Genomic DNA, 17,735 nt, shown 5'->3' with positions numbered 1-17,735 from the left:
ACCTGCGGCAGAAGCTATTCATTTAATAGCAAACTGCACCAGACGCCCTATTCCTCATAGGCCACCACGGCCTGCGCCGCCTGCGCCAGGCATTGGGCCAGTGCCGCATCGGTGGGGAAGAAACGGGCCTTGTCGCCCAGCAACAGGTCGGCCACGGCCACGCCCTGCGGGGTTTGGCGCTGTACCGACAGGCGCACCGGCAGGCCATGCACCACGTCGCCCTGTTCGGTGGTTTCACGTACCGGCGGGAAATCCTTCACCAGCTTGGCAATGTCCAGGCCGGAGCCGGTGGCGTTCGGTGGCAGCTGCAGACGCAGGAACTTAGCGTAGCGGCAACGCGCGGTGGCCAGGCTCCAGGCTTCGGTAATGCTCATCTGCAGGCCACCGCCGCCGAAGCGGTCGGTTTGCACCTTGCCCATGGCGATGATGAGTTCGTCGTCCTTGAACAGGTCTTTGTTGGCCTGCATCAATGCATCGCTGACGCGGGCGTCGATCATTGCGGAGCCGTCGTCCAGCCGGAACAGGCCCAGCTTGCCGCGCTGGCCGTTGATAACGCGCAGGTCACTGATGATGCCGGCCAGCATGACGATGTCGCGGCTGTCCACTGCATCGGCAATCTCGCGCTTGGCGAAGCGGCGCACCTCCTTGCGCACCTCATCGAACAGATGGCCCGACAGGTAGAAGCCCACTGCCGTTTTCTCCAGCGTCAGCCGCTCCTTGATACCCCACATCGGGGTTTCGACAAGGTCCGGCTCCTGCGTGCTGGAGCCGTGGCTGTCGTCTTCGAGCATGTCGAACAGGCCGCCCTGGTCGGCATTCGCCAGCGTGGCCGCCGCAAAGGCAAAGGCGCGGTCGATGGAGGCGATCAGCGCCGCGCGGTTGATCTCGATAGCGTCAAAGGCGCCGGCCTTGATGAGTGCTTCCACCGTGCGTTTGTTCAGCTTGGACTTGTCCACCCGCACGCAGAAGTCGAACAGGCTCTTGAACGGCCCACCGGCTTCGCGTGCCGCCACGATGGCCTCAATCGCCTGCTGGCCCGAGCCCTTCACGGCGCCCAGGCCGTAGCGGATCAGCTTGTCGGTCACCGGCTCGAAGCGGTAGCGGCCCAGGTTGATGTTGGGCGGCTCGAAGCTCAGGCCCATCTTCACCGCGTCCTCAAACAGCAGCTTGAGCTTGTCGGTGTCGTCCATTTCCACCGTCAAGTTGGCGCAGAAGAATTCGGCGCGGTAATGCACCTTCAGCCAACCCGTGTGGTACGCCAGCAGCGAGTAGGCAGCAGCATGCGACTTGTTGAAACCATAGCCCGCGAACTTCTCCATCAAGTCGAAGATTTCGTCGGCCTTGGCCTCTGGGATGTTGTGGGTGGCCAGGGCACCGGCGCGGAACTTCTCACGGTGCTCGGCCATTTCCTCGGCCTTCTTCTTACCCATGGCGCGGCGCAACATGTCCGCGCCGCCAAGCGAGTAGCCGCCCAGGATCTGCGCAGTCTGCATCACCTGCTCCTGGTAGACCATGATGCCGTAGGTCTCGCTCAACATCTCGGCCACCGCCGGGTGCGGGTACTCCACTTCCTCGCGGCCGTGCTTACGCGCCACGAAGCTGGGGATCAGGTCCATAGGCCCTGGACGGTACAGCGCGTTCAGCGCAATCAAGTCTTCCAGTCGGCTGGGCTTGGCGTCTTTCAACATGCCCTGCATGCCGCGACTTTCAAACTGGAACACGGCTTCGGTCTTGCCGTCGGAGAACAGCTTGTAGGTGGGCTTGTCGTCCAGCGGGATGTTCTCGAAGGCGAAGTTCTCCTGGCCCGGGTGGCGCAGGATGATGAACTCCTTGGCGATCTCCAGGATGGTCAGCGTGGCCAGGCCCAAGAAGTCGAACTTCACCAGGCCGATGGCCTCCACGTCGTCCTTGTCGTACTGGCTCACGGCCGACTCGCTGCCGGGCTGCTGGTACAGCGGGCAGAAGTCGGTGAGCTTGCCCGGGGCAATCAGCACGCCCCCGGCGTGCATGCCGATGTTGCGGGTCATACCCTCCAGCTTTTGCGCCATTTCGATGACGGTCTTCACGTCCTCTTCGGTACGCACGCGCTCGTACAGCAGGGGCTCCAGCTCCAGCGCGTAGTTGTTCTTGTCGCCGTCCTTCTTGGGTTCGGGCGGATAGGCCAGCGTGTACGACATACCGGGCTTGCCCGGCACCAGCTTGGAGATGCCATCACAGAAGTTGTAGCTCATGTCCATGACACGGCCCACGTCGCGGATGGCCGCCTTGGCGGCCAGGGTTCCGAAGGTGGCGATCTGGCTCACGGCGTTCTTGCCGTATTTTTCCTTCACGTAATCGATCACGCGATCGCGGTTGCTCTGGCAGAAGTCGATGTCGAAGTCAGGCATGGACACCCGCTCCGGGTTCAGGAAACGTTCGAACAGCAGCTTGTACTGCAGCGGGTCCAGGTCGGTAATCTTCAGCGCATAGGCCACCAGCGAACCGGCACCAGAGCCCCGGCCCGGCCCCACGGGGCAGCCGTTGTTCTTGGCCCAGTTGATGAAGTCGCCCACGATCAGGAAGTAGCCCGGGAAGCCCATCTTCAAAATGGTGGTGAGCTCGAATTCCAGCCGCTCCACATAGCGCGGGCGCTCGGCCTCGCGCTTGGCCTCATCAGGGTACAAGTGCAGCAGGCGCTCTTTCAACCCCTCGTGCGATGCGTAGCGGAAATAGTCCTCGGGTGTCATGCGCACGCCATCCACCAGGGGCGTGGGGAAGTCCGGCAGCTGCGGCTTGCCCAGCACCAGGCTCAGGTTGCAGCGCTTGGCGATCTGCAGCGTGTTGGCCACGGCAGAAGGCAGGTCGGCAAACAGGGCCAGCATTTGCTCCGTGGTCTTGAAATACTGCTCGCGGGTGAAGCGGCGCACCCGGCGCTGGTTGCCCAGAATCTCGCCTTCGGAAATGCATACCCGGGCCTCGTGGGCGTCGTAGTCATCCACCTCGCCGAACTGCACCGGGTGGGTCGCCACCACCGGCAGCTGCAGGCGCGCCGCCAGTTGCACCGCGCCCACCACCTGGGCCTCGTCGTCCGGCCGGCCGGCGCGTTGCAGCTCCAGGTAAAAGCGCTGGGGGAACAGCGCGGCAAACTGTAGCGCTGCCTCTTCGGCCCGCGCGGTATCGCCCTGCACCAGGGCCTGGCCCACCGGGCCGGCTTGCGCGCCCGAGAGGCAGATCAGCCCCTCGTTCAACTCCTGCAGCCAGGCCAGCTTGATCACCGCCTGGTTCTTCACAATATTCTGGGTAAAGCCCCGCGCCAGCAGCTCGGACAGGTTCAGGTAGCCCTGCTTGTTCTGCACCAGCACGATCACGCGGCTCAGCGCCGTCAGGTCCAGACCCTGGCCTTCCAGGAATATCTCGGCCCCGATGATGGGTTTGACGCCCTTGCCCCTGCCTTCCTTGTAGAACTTGAGCGCGCCGAACAGGTTGCTCAGGTCGGTAATCGCCAGCGCGGGTTGCTGGTCCTTGGCGGCGGCTTTGACGACTTCGTCGATGCGGTTGGTGCCGTCAACGACGGAAAATTCGGTATGGAGGCGGAGATGGACAAACATCCGACCATTTTAGGTCGCGGGCCAGGCCTGAAAGCAGGCTCTTAAAATCGCTGGGTGAACTCCATCCTGAACATCTCCTCCTACAAATTCGTCCCCCTGCCAGACGCGGCAGCCTTGCGTGAGCAACTGCACGCCTGGGCCCTGGAGCTGCAGCTCAAGGGCACCATCTTGCTGGCCGGCGAAGGCATCAACCTGTTCCTGGCTGCGCCCGAGGCCGCCGTGCGTGCCTTTGTGGCCCGCCTGCAGCAAGACCCGCGCTTTGCCGACCTGGCGCCCAAGGAAAGCTGGTCGACCACCCAGCCCTTCAAGAAGATGCTGGTGAAGGTAAAGAACGAAATCATCCGCATGGACTGCCCAACCATCCAGCCCGACTTCAGCCGCCCGGACGGCCGTGCACCCGCCGTCAGCGCGGCCACGCTGAAACGCTGGCTGGACCAGGGCGTGGACGACGAAGGTCGCCCTGTGGTCACGCTGGACACGCGCAACGCCTTCGAGGTGGACCACGGCACGTTTGACGATGCTATCGACTGGCGCATAGACAAGTTCAGTCAGTTCCCCCCTGCCCTGCTGGAACACAAGGCCGAGCTGCAGGACAAGACCGTGGTGAGCTTTTGCACCGGCGGCATACGCTGCGAAAAAGCCGCCATCCTGATGCGCGAACAAGGGCTGGAGCATGTGTACCAGCTGGAAGGCGGCATCCTTAAATACTTCGAGGAAACCGATGGCAGCCACTACCACGGCAGCTGCTTTGTATTTGACGAGCGGCGCACGCTGGAGGCCGATCTGTCGGCCAGCGACCTGGCTGCAGCGAAAATCTAGGCTTCAAGCCTTTTAGGCCGCCAGCGCAGAATACACCTGCGCTGACAGCTATCAATTAAATAGCAAAACACTCACGACACCGAGTTGCCCGAGCCGGCAATCTGCACCGTTTTGTTGTCGTTGCCTGTGACCGTGGCGGTCTGCGTAATGCCCAGGGCCCGTGCCTGCTGGCGGCCTTGCTCCAGCCACTGCTGCAGGAATGCCGCCAAGGCCGGGTCGGCCTGTACCGCCGCCTTGAGCTGCTTGCGCAGATCTGCCTGGTTGTCGGCATCTTCGGGTTGCTTGGCCAGGTCTTGCAGCGGCTTTTCGGCCGGCGTACCACCGAGGCGCTGCTTGAACTTGTCCAGCAAAGCACCCATGGCCGACTTGCCCAGTTCCTCTGCACCTTTGTCCACGGCCTTGGCCAGCAAGGGTGACAGCAGCGCCACGGTGCTGCTGACCAGGGCGGAAAGGGTTGCGGGATCGATCATGGCGGTGCTTCCTCATCGGTTTGGGCAAAAAAAGGCTGCAGCGGCGCCAACAGCGCCTGGTCGGGCTCCTGGTCTGCGGCCTGGCATAGCGCAAAGTAGTCGCTCAACAATGGCTGCATCAGCTCCACATAGGCCTCGGTCCGCTGCAGAAAATGCGGCAACAGGGCCTGCACCGCCGCCTGGGCGACTGCCAGGGCGCCACCGGCGTCCTCGCCCTCTTCCCTGTGGATGCACACGGCCAACAGATACAGCGACCGGGCCAGGTCGGGGCCATACAGATCGGGCAGCTGCACCGCCAGGGGACGGTACAAATCCACAGACTGCTGCGCCGCCTGCCGGGCCGCACCAAACTGCTCCTGCGTGGCATGGGCACGGGAAAGGATGAAAAGCGCTCTGGCCCAGTCCGCAGAAAACACGCCAGGCCGCGCCACCTCCAGCCCTTGGTGCAACACGGTCGCCTGCTGCGCTGTTTCAACGGCGGCGTCAACCAAGCCATTGGCCAGCTGCATCCCCGCCAGATTGCTCAGCGCCTTGCCCAGCTCAGGGGTATACACATCCGGTGCGTGCAGGGCCAGACTGCGATACAGGTCGGCGGACTCCTGCGCCGACTGCAGGGCGGCGGCAGGCTCGCCGGACTCCACTTGAGATTTGGTCAGATTCAGCAAGGCCATGGCCAGGTCGGGCTGGAACACCTCGGGCCGCTGCAATGCCAGCTGGTGGTAGGTGTCCACCGCTTGCTGCGCCGACTGCAGAGCCTCTGCATGCTGGCCCAATGCGCTGTGGATGTAAGACAGATTCGTCTGCGACCGTGCGAGCAGCGACAAAAACACCTCGGGCCGCTGCTGGGCCAGTTGCCGGTGCAAATCCAGGGCCTCCTGGGCCACGGGCAAAGCCATTTGAAACTGGCCCAGCTCGACCTGCGATTTGGTCAGATTGAACAACGAAAACGCCAGCTCCGAGGTAAATAGGTCGGGCCGCTGTGCGGCCAGCGCACGGTACAGCTCCACCGCCTCCAGAGCACTCTGCAAAGCCGCCTGCGACTGGCCCTGCTGGCTGTGGATATAGGCCAGGTTGTTCAGCGACCTGGCCAGATTCGGGGCGTACACATCCGGCTGCTGCGCCACCAGGCCGCGGTACAAAATAATGGATTGATTCACTGCGTGCAGAGCCGCCCCCAGCTGCCCCATCTCGATCTGCGCCTTGGCCAGGTTCAGCTGGGCCACGGCCCAGTCTGGCGTAAAGGCCTCGGGTTGCTGTGCCACCAGGCCGGCGTACAGAGCCACGGCCTGCAGCCCCGCCCGCACAGCGGCCTTCGCCTGCGCCAGATTGCTTTGCATGAACGCCAGGTTGTTCAGGGCCCGGCCCAGGTCGGCGGTGAATAGGTCTGGCTGCTGCTCCGCCAGGCTGCGGTACAGCGCCTCGGCCTGTTGCGCGGCCAGCAAAGCGGCTTCGGGCTGCCCCACCTGTGACTGTGCGAGAGACAGGCTCAGCAAGGCCGCCGCCTGCAGTCCAGGGTTCGCAGCGGGGTCGTCTGCACATTGGGTCTGCAGGCATTGCGCCACCCGCAGGCTGACATCGCCCAGCACCACGCTCCCCATGGGCAGGCTGAACAGTAGCTGCAATAGCGCAGGCACATCCTGCTGGGCCGCATCCACCATGGCATTCAGCCATTGCAGCGGCAGCGGTGACTCGGCGGCAAAGTCCTGCGCGCAGCGGACTGCGGCCTCGGCCACCTTATGGCCCAGGGCGGCATAGCAGCGCTGCACGGCGTCCGGGTCATCGCGTAGCACCTGCAGCACCAGGGCCTCGCCAATCAGGTCGGGGGTAACGGGGGCTATGCCGCCGGGCTGCGGCAGGGCTTGCTCCAGCAGTTTGGCCACGGCGGGTGGTGCGCCCTCCCAGCCGGAGACGGCCTTCTCCGCCACCGCGAAGGCAATGAACGCCTTGTGCTCCAGCCCCTGGGCCAGCGTGGCGCAGGCGGCCAGGTGCAGCACCCAAGCCGGGTCCAGGTGCTGCGCCTGGGCCAGTTTTTGCAGGCGCTGTATCTCCCAGCCAGCCACCGCCATCGCCAGGTCGGTACGCCCCAGGGACAAGGCCTGGGCATGGCCCAGCCTGGCCATGTGCATGGCGGCCATCATCAGAAACAAGGGATCGCCGCCCCATGGCGCGGCCATCAACTGGGCCTGCAGCACAGGCCCGTCCAGCGGCAACCAGATGGCCTGCTGGTCCAGCATATTGCGCAGCAGCGCCAGCCGGTCCTGCTGCTCCACCAGGCGGTGGATTTCCACTGGCACAGGCGGGTCCAGCAGGGCCTGGCGGGCGTACTGGCGCGCATCACCGCCAAACACGGTTTGCCACCAGCCACCCTGAGGGTCCGCATGGCGTTCCAGCAGCAGCAGGCGCAGCGGATGCGAAGGACGAGACGAAGACTGGCTGTGGTCGGCCAGCTCGGACAACCAGAGCTTCAGGGTTTCGGCCTTGGCGGCGGCGTAGTCGATCACCACCAGGGTGGGTTTTTGCCAACGCCAGGCGCTGAGGTTTTGCTGGGCCACAAAGCGATCCAGCTCGGCGCCGGTGATGAAGCCGGTGTTCCAGCCCTCTTGCGCCAGGCTGTCACACAGGTCCAGCGCCAGCCGGGTCTTGCCGCTGCCGCCGCTGCCCACCATGACCCGCACGCTGATGGGTCTGGCGTCTTGCAAAAAGCTGCGCAGGCTGGCCATTTCCGCATCGCGGCCCAGCAGGGGTGTGGAGCGTGCGTAGGGGGTGAGCCGGTTCAGGGGGGTGTCCAGCCTGCGTTGCGCCTCGAACCGCGTCAGCACCAGATGCGCGCGGCCCAGCTGCACGATGTTGTTGTCACCTTCGATTTGGACAACGGTATTGCCGTCGCCAAAGATGCTTGCGGTGTGGCCCATGGCGCGGATTATGGAGCCGGGCGCCGGTTTGGGATAGCGGATTTCCCGCAGCCTATCGCTATAAAAATATGAGCTTCCTGCGTAGGTAATTTCTGCGTTGCAGGCCTATTTCGTATAAATTTCGGCAGGCCAGGCGATGGCAGTGACCGCGCGCACATGCTCGCGCAGCCAGCAGTGCACCGGGTCGCCGTGCATGCGCGGGTGCCAGTTGAGGGCAATGTCCACGCCCTGGGTCTGCACCGGCAGCGCAAAAATGAAAAACTGGCCGGCCCCGGCGTTCCACAGCGCAAAGGGCTCCGGCATCACGGCTATGCAGTCCGAGGCCTGCACCATGGCCAACGCAGTCTGAAAACCCGGCACCACCGCCACCACCTGGCGTTGCGCTCCCACGACCTGCAGAGCCTCGTCGATGGAGCCGTGGGCGCGCCCGCGCCGCGACGGCGTCACATGCGGCCAGCGGGTGAAGGCTGCCACATCCACTTCGACCAGCTGCTGCAACGCATGCCCGGCCCGCACCACGCCGACAAAGCCGACCCGCATCAGCAGCTGGCTTTTGATTTCCGGCGCGGGCGCATGCAGCACGCCCAGGTCCAGATCGATCTCGCCGCTGCGCAGCTGCTCCATATGCGTATCGGTGCGGGGCACGAAGCGCAGGCGCACACCGGGCGCCTCGGCGAGGGTGCGCGCCAGCAGCCGAGGTGCCCAGGCGCCGATGAAGCCATCGTTGGCGCGCAGCGTCAGCGTGCGTTCCAGGCGGCTGAAGTCCACCACTGGCGGAGCCAGAATACCGCGTACATCTTCCATCGCGGCCTGTACCCGTTCCCGCAAGTCCAGTGCCCTGGCCGTGGGCACCAGGCGGCGGCCGGCCAGCACAAACAGCGGGTCGCCAAGGGCATGGCGCAAATGCGCCAGGCGCCGGCTCATGGCGGGTGCGCTGAGGTGCAGCTTCTTGGCCGCGCCGGCCACACTGCCCTCGCTGAGCAAGGCGTCCAGATCGATCAGATGGTTCAGGTCCATGGTGCGGTGATTCTCCCGCATGCATGCACAGCTTGCATGGGTATAGATCGAATGTTGCACTTTATTGATGCATCGAAACACTAAAAAATAGACCCAACTTGATACCCACAAGGTAACCGTATGGCTACATCTTCTTCCGCTCCCGCCTCTTTCAGCAGCTTCCAGGGCGCCGCACTTGCGCCGCTGGCGGCCGTGTTGCTGTGGACCGGCAACACCATCGTCACCAAGGCAGCGGCTGCGGTGATTGCTCCGGCATCCATCGCCCTGTACCGCTGGTTGCTGGCGTTTTTGATACTGACACCGTTTCTCGGGCGCGCCGCCTGGCAGCACCGCACCGTCATCCTGCAGCACCTGCCCAAGCTGGCCGTACTGGGCGGCCTGGGCATGGCCACCTACCAAAGCCTGGCCTACGAAGCCGCCAGGACCACCACCGCGGTGAATATGGGCGCCATCGTGGCCTGCATGCCACTGCTGTCGGCGCTGTTGGCGAGCGCCATCGCAGGTGAAGCCCTGTCCGCGCGCAAGCTGGTGGGCATAGCCGCTTCCCTGCTGGGCCTGCTGGTGCTGACCACGCACGGCGCGCCGTGGGCCTTGCTACAGGGCTCGGTGCAGGTGGGCGATGTGTGGATGCTGCTGGCCGTATCGTCGAATGCGTTGTATGGCGTGCTGCTGAAGCGCTGGAACCTGCCGCTTTCGACCTGGCAGCAGCTGTATGCGCAGATTGCCATGGGCATCTTGTGCCTGCTGCCGTTCTGGCTGGGCAGCAGCATATCGCCCATCACCGCAGCGAATGCGCCGCTGGTGCTGTACGCAGCCATTCCGGCCTCCATAGGCGCACCGTTTTTCTGGATGACTGGCATCAAGTTCTGGGGTGCGGCCCGCGCCACTCTGACCATGAACCTGCTGCCGGTGCTGGTGGCGTTGGCGGCTTGGGCGCTGCTGGGGGAAGAGCTGCACAGCTACCACGCCGTGGGAGGCCTGGTGGCGTTGGCGGGTGTGGCCTGGGGGCTGAGCAAGCCCAAGAGCGTGTCTACGATTTAAGGACGGCGCGGCGGCAGCGGGATGAATTCCGTATCGCCCGGCACCTGGCCCATGCGCTGCGCCTCCCAGTCGTCCTGGGCCTGCAAAATGCGCTCCTTGCGGCTGGAGACAAAGTTCCAGCTAATGAAGCGGTGGCCGTCCAGCGCGTCACCGCCCAGCACCACCAGGCGCGCGGCTGCCGTGCTGCGGATGGTGGTAGTCACGCCGGAGGCCAGCAGCGCCAAGGTGTGTGATGGCAGCACGGTGCCATCCACCTCCAGCTCGGCATCCACGCAGTACAGCGCCAGTTCCTGCTCCAGCGGCGGCAATTCAAAACTACCGCCAGCGGACAACGCAATATCCAGGTACAGGGTGGAGGCGAATGTGGGCACGGGCGAACGCAGACCCCAGGCCTGGCCCACCAGCACGCGTATATCGGCATCGCCCAGCGTGAGCTCGGGAATATCGGCCGCCGCCGTGTGGCTGAAGCTGGGTTCCACCTCTTCAAACGCCTGGGGCAAGGCGGCCCACAGCTGCAGGCCGTGGTTGACGTAGGTGGACTCGGCCAGGGCCGGCGGCGGGCGCTCGGAATGCACGATGCCGCGCCCGGCGGTCATCCAGTTGATGGCGCCCGGCTCGATCTGCTGGACCACGCCCAGGCTGTCGCGGTGCAGCATCGCGCCTTCGAATAAGTAGGTCACCGTGGCCAGGCCAATGTGCGGATGCGGACGCACCGCATGGCCGCCACCAGGCGGAATGGTGACCGGACCGAAATGGTCAAAAAACAGGAATGGACCGACCGACTGACGCTGTGCCGATGGCAGCAAGCGGCGCACCATGAAGCCACCGCCCAAATCCTTGGTGTGGCCTGTTAATTGATGTTCGATGCTCATGGGTCGGCTCCTGTCGGTCAATAGAGATCAATGAAACAGGCTTATTACCCCAGTGCTACAGACACAACGCAGGCTCACCAGAAACACCGCAGAACTGGCTACGCCAGGCTGCTGGTGTTGCCCCCTGCAAGGGGGTTGGCGAAAAGTGCGCAGCACTGCAGCCTGGGGGTGTTCAACAACCTATGCCTTGAACTTGGCGGTGATGTCAGCTACGCGCTTGCCGTAGTTCTTGGCGGTGTCCAGGTCGCCCTGCGACATTTCTGCGGGGCTGGAATCCGAGGGCGACTGCACCAGCACGCCCACCGAACCACCAATGTTATTCAGGTCATTGCGGGTAGCGGCCTTGGTGTTGCTGGGCATTTGGCCCAGGCTGACCCAGATGCCACCTTGTTGCGATGCCAGGGTTTGCAGATAGATCAGGGTGACTTGCTTGTCACCGCTGAAGCTGGCGCTGTTGGTGAAGCCGCCAAACACTTTGTCTTTCCAGGCGCTGGTGAACCAGGCTTTGCTGGAGGCATCGGCAAACTTCTTGAACTGCCAGCTCGGGCCACCCATGTAGGTGGGCGTGCCGAAGATGATGGCGTCTGCTGCGCCGATCATGGCCCAGCCCGCTTCGGACACATTGCCCTCAGCATCGATAGCGATCAGCTCGGCATTCGCGCCTTCGGCCACAGCCTGGGCAACGCGTTGGGTGTGGCCATAGCCAGAGTGGTAGACAACAACAGTCTTAGTCATACAAGTTTCTTTCTTGAAAAGTTAAACACAGGGCACACGAGAAATACTGTAACGGAGCTCAATTACCGCTGCGGGCATCCAGGCTCCAAGCGCCAGGACCCCAGGCGGCCAGGGTCAGCAGGCCACCCACCACGGCGATGTTCTTGATGAACAGCAGCTGGGTCACCATCGCGGCTTCGGCCGGCACGGCCCAAAACGCGTGGAAGAAGAAGCTGGCCACCAGGGTGAAAACCGACAAGGCCAGTGCCGCCCAGCGGGTACCCAGGCCGAAGATCAAGGCCAGACCACCACCCACTTCAAACAGGATGGCGAACAGCGCGCTCAGCGTAGGGAATGGCATGTTCACCGAGCTGATATAGCCCACAGTGCCGGCAAAGCCCGTGATCTTGCCGATACCGGCCGGCAGGAACAGGACGGCCAGCAACAGACGGCCAATAAAGCTCAGAGGATTTTGCAAAGTTTTGAACATGGTGTTTTCTTTCAATAAACAGATTTAAAAATTCAGGCAGCCAGGTCAAAGACCAGTACTTCGGCCTGCTTGCCATGGGTGAGCGTCAACAAGGATTCGCTCTCGATCAGTGCCGCGTCGCCGGTGACCAGCGGCTTGCCGTTGACCTCCAGCGCACCGCGCACCAAATGCACATAACTCTTGCGCGCCGGGTCCAGCGCCAGGGTCGCAGATTCATCGCCATCGAACAAGCCCGCATACACCGCCGCATCGGCATGGATGGTCACAGAGCTGTTGGCGCCGTCAGGCGATGCCACGAGGCGCAAAACGCCGCGCTTTTCGCAGTCCGCAAAGGTCTTTTGCTCGTAGCTGGGCTGGATGCCGGTCACGTTGGGGGTGATCCATATTTGCAGGAAATGCGTGCACGCATCCGGCGCATGGTTGAACTCGCTGTGCTGCACGCCACGGCCCGCACTCATGCGCTGCACATCGCCGGGCGGAATGCCTTTGACGTTGCCCATGGTGTCCCGGTGGGCCAGCTCGCCCTGCAGCACATAGCTGATGATTTCCATATCACGGTGACCATGGGTGCCAAAGCCCGAACCCGGCGTGATGGTGTCTTCGTTGATGACGCGCAAATTGCCCCAGCCCATGTGTTCCGGGTCGTAATAGCCGGCAAACGAGAAGCTGTGGTGGGACTTCAACCAGCCATGGTCTGCATGGCCACGGTCTTGTGATTTGCGAATCGTGAGCACTTTCATCTCCTGATAGTGGGATTCGGCTGTCGAATCCATGGACTGAACTTTAGGCCCGAGCACCCTTCTGGCCGTCCACATCGTTTGATGGCATCATTCGAAAAATTTCAATGAAAAATAACGAACCATGCAAAACGCACGCGATGTACTGACGCCCGAAGCCTTGTCCATGCTGGTCACCATCCAGGCCCAGGGCAGCTTCGCGGCGGCGGCGCGCAGCCTGGGCATGGTGCCCAGCGCTCTGACCTACCGGGTACGGCAGATCGAAGACGCGCTAGACGTACTGCTGTTCGACCGCAGCTCGCGCCAGGCCAAGCTCACCGTCGCCGGGGCCGAGCTGTTGCGCGAAGGCCAGCGCCTGCTGGAGGATATTTCGGCGGTGGCCAACCGCGTCAAACGCGTGGCCACCGGCTGGGAGCCGCAGTTGACCATTGCGGTGGACAGCGTGATCTCGCGCAGCACCGTGCTGGAGCTGTGTGAAGCCTTCTTTGCCCTGAACCCACCCACCCGGCTGAAGATCCGCGAAGAAGTGCTGTACGGCACGCTGGAAGCTCTGGTCTCAGGCATTGCAGACCTGTCCATCGGCGTGGCGATGGAAACCAACACCAACTCCAACATCCTGGGCGAACGCCTGGGGGAAATGCGCTTCATCTACGCCGTAGCGCCGCACCACCCACTGGCCAACGCGCCCGAGCCCCTCAGCGACGTGCTGATACAGCAGCACCGCGCCGTGGCCGTGGCCGACTCCGCCCAGCGCGGCAACGCCCTCACCTTTGGCCTGCTGGGCGGGCAGGACGTATTCACCGTACCCAGCATGCGTGCCAAGCTGGATGCCCATTTACGCGGCTTGGGCGGTGGCTTTCTACCCGAAAGCCTGGCCCGCCCGTACCTGGAAACCGGGCGTCTGGTGAGCCGTGAGGTGGAACGCGCCAGCCGCGTCATCCACATCAGCTATGCCTGGCGTGCCGACACCGGTGGCACCCAAGGACGCGCCCTGCAATGGTGGCTGCAGCAGCTGAAAAGTCCGGCCACGCGCAAGGCCCTGCTGGACCGCCAGGCCAGCAATTGAGCAGTTCCACAGACCGCCTGCGCAACAGTTGTACAGTGGGGTTGGTTGACTGCGAATGCGTGCGTACGTTCTAACATCCACTCCAAGAAGAAAGCCAACATGACAAAGACCAGCTCTCCCTTTATTCCGCGCCAGATCGCCGTTGTGGGTGCAGGCATAGCCGGTATCACTTGCGCCAGAACCCTGATGCAGGCTGGCCACAACGTCACCCTGTTTGACAAAAGCCGTGGCGTGGGCGGGCGCATGTCCACCCGCAGCAGCAGCTTCGGCACCTTCGACCACGGCACCCAGTATTTCACCGTGCGCGACCCACGTTTTGCCCTGGCGCTGGAGACCGCCAAAGGCATTTGCCGCCCCTGGAGCGCCAGCTCGGTACGGGTGCTGGACACCTTTGGCCGCGTCGCTGCTGCCGCCCTTCCATCGCGCGACCCGCATTGGGTTCCTACACCGGGCATGAATGCCCTGGCCAAGCACTGGGCCAAGCCTTTGCTGGACGACCAGCGCCTGGAGTTGGAAACCCAGGTCACCCGCATCGAACGTGATCCGTTGAACAAAAAGCAATGGCAGCTGCGCACCACCGGCATGCCAGGATCGCCCGAAGCCCAGCACGTGTTCTCCGGCTTCGATGCGGTCGTGCTGGCCATGCCACACCCACAAACTGAAGATCTGCTGCAAAAATCTGCCCAGGCCGCACGCCTGGTGCGCGACATACGCCGCGTGCAGGTCGCACCCTGCTGGACTCTGATGTTGGCTTTCCCCCAAGCCGTACAGCCCACCATGGCGCACCTGGGCCCACAGTGGAATGCCGCCCGTAGCAACCACCACCGTATTGCCTGGCTGGCACGCGAGTCCAGCAAACCCGGACGTGGCGGCGTGGAGCGCTGGACAGTGCAGGCCAGCGCTGCGTGGTCGCTTGAACACCTGGAAGACGACAGCGCCCGCGTGCAGGCCAAGCTGCTGAAAGCCTTCACCGAGGTCACTGGCATCCGCGCCGAGCCCAACTTCTCCGCGGTACACCGCTGGCGTTATGCGCAAACCGTGCAACCCCTGGGCCAAAGCCATCTGTGGGATGACAAGTCCGACATTGGTGCCTGCGGCGACTGGTGCATTGGCCACCGGGTGGAGGACGCGTTCATCTCCGGCCTGGAAATGGCGCTCGCTATTGCTTAACCAGTCGCTTGACGGATAGCTTGCCGACCTACACCGGGCGCTTCGCGCCCTCGCCTACCGGCCTGTTGCACGCGGGCTCGCTGGTGGCCGCACTGGCCAGTTGGCTGGACGCCAGGGCACATGGCGGTACCTGGCTGGTGCGCATAGAAGACGTGGACACGCCGCGCTGCATCCCCGGCGCCAGCGCGCTGATACTGCAGCAGCTGGCTGCCTGCGGCCTGGTGCCAGACGCCCCACCAGTCACCCAATCCACACGCGGCGCGCTGTACCAGCAGGCTTTGGACGCGCTGGTGCACAGCGGCTGGGCCTACCCCTGCGCCTGTTCCCGCAAGGACATAGAAGCGGCCTGCGCCGCACACGGCCAGCCGCGCCAGCGCCATGCCGAGCTGGTCTACCCCGGCACCTGCCGCACAGGCCTGCAGGGCCGGCCCGCCCGGGCCTGGCGTATGCGTACCGATGCATTTAAAGAAAAGAACCCTCTAGCGCAGGAAATACCTGCGCTAGCCGCTACGAATACCATAGCAAACACCAGCCTAGCCTGGCACGATAGGCGCTTGGGTCTACAGGAGCAAAACCTGGCCACCGAGGTAGGCGACTTCGTCTTGCGCCGTGCCGACGGGCTGTGGGCCTACCAGTTGGCCGTGGTGGTGGACGACGCCGCCCAAGGCATTAGCCATGTGGTGCGCGGCCAGGACTTGGCCGACAACACGCCGCGCCAGATCCATCTGCAACAGGCCCTGGGCCTGCCCACGCCGCAGTACCTGCACACAAAGCTCGTGTGCGGCCCAAATGGCGAAAAGTTGTCCAAGCAAAACGGCGCCCAGCCGCTGGACCTGACCGCACCGCTGGCCGCCTTGCAGGCAGCAGCCCAGGTACTGGGCCTGCCGGCCGTAGGCAGCGGCTGTGCCGATGCACTGGCGGCCTGGGTGGAGGGCTGGCGCGCTCTCTACAATCCCACCCTGTGAACGACGCAACAAACCCTATCCCCCCCGCAGACGCAGGCCGCCCGGCCGTGCCCCATCCCAAGACCATCAAGAGTTTTGTGCTCCGCGCCGGTCGCACGACCACCGGGCAGACCAAGGCCTTCGAAACCCTGGGCCCGCAATTCCTGCTGCCCTACCGCGCCGCACCACTGGACCTGGACGCCACCTTTGGCCGCAGTGCCCCGCACATCCTGGAAATCGGCTTTGGCATGGGCGAAGCCACGGCCCACATCGCCGGCGTGCTGCCAGAGAAGGACTTTCTGTGCTGCGAAGTGCACCAGCCCGGCGTAGGCGCGCTACTGAAACGCATTGGCGAACAATCCATACCGAATATCCGCATCGTCTCGCACGACGCCGTGGACGTCATCGACCACATGCTGCCACTGGCCAGCCTGGACGGCATCCACGTATTCTTCCCCGACCCTTGGCACAAGAAGAAGCACAACAAGCGCCGCCTGCTGCAGGCGCCGCTGGTGGCCAAGCTGGCCGCACGCCTGAAGCCCGGCGGCTATCTGCACTGCGCCACCGACTGGCAAAACTACGCCGAGCAAATGCTGGAAGTACTGGGAGCCGAGCCGCTGCTGCGCAACACGGCCGCCGACTACGCCCCCAAACCCGACTACCGACCGCTCACCAAGTTCGAGAACCGCGGCATCAAGCTGGGCCATGGCGTGTGGGACCTGGTGTTCCAACGGGTTTGATACCTGCCCACCTCCCCACCCGGGACGGCGTAGGCCCCAGCTGCGTGGGGCTGCCCGGCGGAGACTGGCTCCGCACTATCGATTTCCTGGCGGATAGATTCCCCACGGTACAGCCCGAAGTGTGGCTGCAGCGCATGCAAGACGGCCTGGTGCTGGACGAACAGGCCCAGCCGGTGTTGCCCGACGCAGCCTACCGCCCGTATACCCGTCTGTACTACTACCGCCACCTGGCGGAAGAGCCCCGCATTCCTTTTGAGTACACGTTGCTGTTCCAGGACGCGCATCTGGTTGCCGTAGACAAACCACATTTTTTGCCCACGGTACCGGGTGGACGCTATGTGCAGGAAACCGTGCTGGTGCGCCTCAAGCAGGCGCTAGGCCTGGACAGCCTGGCACCTCTGCACCGGCTGGACCGGGAAACCGCCGGCGTCACCCTGTTTTGCATCCACCCGGCTGAGCGCGATGCCTACCACGCGCTATTCCGGCAGCACCAGGTGCATAAAACCTACGAGGCCGTCGCCCCCTGGCGCGCAGAACTGCCTGCCGTGCGGCGTAGCCGTATCGTGCAAGGTGAACCCTTTTTTCGCTACTGCGAAGTGCCCGGCGAAGCCAATGCGGAAACCCACATTGCCCTGCTGGAGGCCACGGGCGAATGGGCCCGCTACCAGCTCAGCCCTACGACCGGGCGCACCCATCAGTTGCGCATCCATATGGCGGCCTTGGGCGTTCCCATTCGCAATGACCACTGGTACCCCGAGCTGGTTCCGGTGGCCGACGGCGATTTCAGCACGCCGCTGCAGTTGCTGGCGCGCTGCATTGCCTTCACCGACCCCATTACCGGGCAGGCGCGGCAATTCAGCAGCAGCCGAGAACTTAAAGTTTAGGCGCCCAGACAACCGGTGTGCCTGCGGGCTCGTTGGGCAGTAACACCGTGCTGGCCATGGGGACGGCAGCATCGGCCGCACCGGGTGCGGAATGGGCCGCCGTTGCAGGCAGGCTCTCATCGACATAGGCAACGCCCGAGTCAGGGGTCAACAAAATGCCCACAGCTACCAACGCAACGGAAAACAGCAGCCAGACGAGCAACGACCACCAGGGGCCGTTCTTTGCACGGATACGGGGCATGGGTTTGGGACGAACCGTTGTGGTGCGCATG

The 17,735-nt window shown here is 63.8% G+C and carries 16 protein-coding genes; 7 read left to right on the top strand and 9 right to left on the bottom strand.

Going from position 1 to position 17,735, the window contains the following annotated elements:
* Positions 1-47: 47 nt before the first annotated feature.
* Positions 48-3,587, bottom strand: a complete 3,540-nt coding sequence (dnaE, locus tag AC07R0_RS09165; RefSeq protein ID WP_495104565.1) for a DNA polymerase III subunit alpha — start codon at positions 3,585-3,587, stop codon at positions 48-50.
* Between the two features lie 54 nt (positions 3,588-3,641).
* Between dnaE and AC07R0_RS09160 the strand changes: the two genes are divergently transcribed.
* Positions 3,642-4,406 carry a sulfurtransferase gene (locus AC07R0_RS09160; RefSeq protein WP_495104564.1) on the top strand — a complete coding sequence of 255 codons (765 nt, stop codon included), beginning with the start codon at positions 3,642-3,644 and terminating at the stop codon, positions 4,404-4,406.
* Between the two features lie 71 nt (positions 4,407-4,477).
* Here AC07R0_RS09160 and AC07R0_RS09155 read toward each other — a convergent pair whose 3' ends face one another.
* The 3 genes from AC07R0_RS09155 to AC07R0_RS09145 form a co-directional block, all read right to left on the bottom strand.
* Positions 4,478-4,876 carry a hypothetical protein gene (locus tag AC07R0_RS09155; protein WP_495104563.1) on the bottom strand — a complete coding sequence of 133 codons (399 nt, stop codon included), beginning with the start codon at positions 4,874-4,876 and terminating at the stop codon, positions 4,478-4,480.
* Positions 4,873-7,788, bottom strand: coding sequence for a tetratricopeptide repeat protein (locus AC07R0_RS09150; RefSeq protein ID WP_495104562.1), 2,916 nt, complete (start codon positions 7,786-7,788; stop codon positions 4,873-4,875). Before AC07R0_RS09150 ends, AC07R0_RS09155 begins: the two co-directional genes overlap by 4 nt.
* A gap of 105 nt (positions 7,789-7,893) precedes the next feature.
* The gene (locus tag AC07R0_RS09145; protein ID WP_495104561.1) at positions 7,894-8,805 is read right to left on the bottom strand and encodes a LysR family transcriptional regulator; all 912 of its coding nucleotides are present in this window, start codon (positions 8,803-8,805) and stop codon (positions 7,894-7,896) included.
* 120 nt (positions 8,806-8,925) lie between these two features.
* On the opposite strand from AC07R0_RS09145, the gene AC07R0_RS09140 reads away from it, so the two are divergent.
* Entirely contained in the window at positions 8,926-9,846 is a 921-nt protein-coding gene (locus AC07R0_RS09140) for a DMT family transporter (RefSeq protein ID WP_495104560.1), read from the top strand.
* Here AC07R0_RS09140 and AC07R0_RS09135 read toward each other — a convergent pair.
* The 4 genes from AC07R0_RS09135 to AC07R0_RS09120 form a co-directional block, all read right to left on the bottom strand.
* Positions 9,843-10,718: a pirin family protein gene (locus tag AC07R0_RS09135; RefSeq protein WP_495076146.1), complete on the bottom strand. Its 876-nt coding sequence runs from the start codon at positions 10,716-10,718 to the stop codon at positions 9,843-9,845. The two genes, AC07R0_RS09140 and AC07R0_RS09135, sit on opposite strands and share 4 nt — an antisense overlap.
* A 180-nt stretch (positions 10,719-10,898) precedes the next feature.
* Positions 10,899-11,453, bottom strand: a complete 555-nt coding sequence (locus AC07R0_RS09130; protein ID WP_495076147.1) for a flavodoxin family protein — start codon at positions 11,451-11,453, stop codon at positions 10,899-10,901.
* Between the two features lie 58 nt (positions 11,454-11,511).
* Entirely contained in the window at positions 11,512-11,922 is a 411-nt protein-coding gene (locus AC07R0_RS09125; RefSeq protein ID WP_495104559.1) for a DoxX family protein, read from the bottom strand.
* A 32-nt stretch (positions 11,923-11,954) separates the two neighbouring features.
* A complete protein-coding gene (locus AC07R0_RS09120; RefSeq protein ID WP_495076149.1) occupies positions 11,955-12,656 on the bottom strand; it encodes a pirin family protein in 702 nt (233 codons plus the stop codon).
* 127 nt (positions 12,657-12,783) lie between these two features.
* On the opposite strand from AC07R0_RS09120, the gene AC07R0_RS09115 reads away from it, so the two are divergent.
* From AC07R0_RS09115 to AC07R0_RS09095, 5 genes are all read left to right on the top strand, one after another.
* The gene (locus tag AC07R0_RS09115) at positions 12,784-13,725 is read left to right on the top strand and encodes a LysR family transcriptional regulator (protein ID WP_495076150.1); all 942 of its coding nucleotides are present in this window, start codon (positions 12,784-12,786) and stop codon (positions 13,723-13,725) included.
* Between the two features lie 99 nt (positions 13,726-13,824).
* Positions 13,825-14,895 (top strand): NAD(P)/FAD-dependent oxidoreductase, encoded by a 1,071-nt coding sequence (locus AC07R0_RS09110; protein WP_495076151.1) that lies wholly within the window; start codon positions 13,825-13,827, stop codon positions 14,893-14,895.
* Between the two features lie 20 nt (positions 14,896-14,915).
* The gene (gene gluQRS / locus AC07R0_RS09105; protein WP_495104558.1) at positions 14,916-15,860 is read left to right on the top strand and encodes a tRNA glutamyl-Q(34) synthetase GluQRS; all 945 of its coding nucleotides are present in this window, start codon (positions 14,916-14,918) and stop codon (positions 15,858-15,860) included.
* Positions 15,857-16,579, top strand: coding sequence for a tRNA (guanosine(46)-N7)-methyltransferase TrmB (gene trmB / locus AC07R0_RS09100; protein WP_495096780.1), 723 nt, complete (start codon positions 15,857-15,859; stop codon positions 16,577-16,579). The genes gluQRS and trmB overlap by 4 nt, the downstream gene beginning before the upstream one ends.
* Positions 16,576-17,463, top strand: a complete 888-nt coding sequence (locus AC07R0_RS09095) for a pseudouridine synthase (protein ID WP_495096781.1) — start codon at positions 16,576-16,578, stop codon at positions 17,461-17,463. Before trmB ends, AC07R0_RS09095 begins: the two co-directional genes overlap by 4 nt.
* On the opposite strand, the gene AC07R0_RS09090 is transcribed toward AC07R0_RS09095, so the two are convergent.
* Positions 17,453-17,734: a hypothetical protein gene (locus AC07R0_RS09090; RefSeq protein WP_495096782.1), complete on the bottom strand. Its 282-nt coding sequence runs from the start codon at positions 17,732-17,734 to the stop codon at positions 17,453-17,455. The genes AC07R0_RS09095 and AC07R0_RS09090 overlap by 11 nt on opposite strands.
* Position 17,735 lies beyond the last annotated feature (1 nt).

It is taken from the genome of Rhodoferax sp. GW821-FHT07F03 (genome assembly GCF_059418745.1).
This window is presented reverse-complemented; position numbering and strand designations above follow the sequence as displayed.

What these genes read in the sequence shown, in the direction of transcription:
- dnaE (WP_495104565.1), bottom strand. Translation starts at nt 3,587, where the DNA reads ATGTTTGTCCATCTCCGCCTCCATACCGAATTTTCCGTCGTTGACGGC.
- AC07R0_RS09155 (WP_495104563.1), bottom strand. Translation starts at nt 4,876, where the DNA reads ATGATCGATCCCGCAACCCTTTCCGCCCTGGTCAGCAGCACCGTGGCG.
- AC07R0_RS09150 (WP_495104562.1), bottom strand. Translation starts at nt 7,788, where the DNA reads ATGGGCCACACCGCAAGCATCTTTGGCGACGGCAATACCGTTGTCCAA.
- AC07R0_RS09145 (WP_495104561.1), bottom strand. Translation starts at nt 8,805, where the DNA reads ATGGACCTGAACCATCTGATCGATCTGGACGCCTTGCTCAGCGAGGGC.
- AC07R0_RS09140 (WP_495104560.1), top strand. Translation starts at nt 8,926, where the DNA reads ATGGCTACATCTTCTTCCGCTCCCGCCTCTTTCAGCAGCTTCCAGGGC.
- AC07R0_RS09135 (WP_495076146.1), bottom strand. Translation starts at nt 10,718, where the DNA reads ATGAGCATCGAACATCAATTAACAGGCCACACCAAGGATTTGGGCGGT.
- AC07R0_RS09130 (WP_495076147.1), bottom strand. Translation starts at nt 11,453, where the DNA reads ATGACTAAGACTGTTGTTGTCTACCACTCTGGCTATGGCCACACCCAA.
- AC07R0_RS09125 (WP_495104559.1), bottom strand. Translation starts at nt 11,922, where the DNA reads ATGTTCAAAACTTTGCAAAATCCTCTGAGCTTTATTGGCCGTCTGTTG.
- AC07R0_RS09115 (WP_495076150.1), top strand. Translation starts at nt 12,784, where the DNA reads ATGCAAAACGCACGCGATGTACTGACGCCCGAAGCCTTGTCCATGCTG.
- AC07R0_RS09110 (WP_495076151.1), top strand. Translation starts at nt 13,825, where the DNA reads ATGACAAAGACCAGCTCTCCCTTTATTCCGCGCCAGATCGCCGTTGTG.
- AC07R0_RS09090 (WP_495096782.1), bottom strand. Translation starts at nt 17,734, where the DNA reads ATGCGCACCACAACGGTTCGTCCCAAACCCATGCCCCGTATCCGTGCA.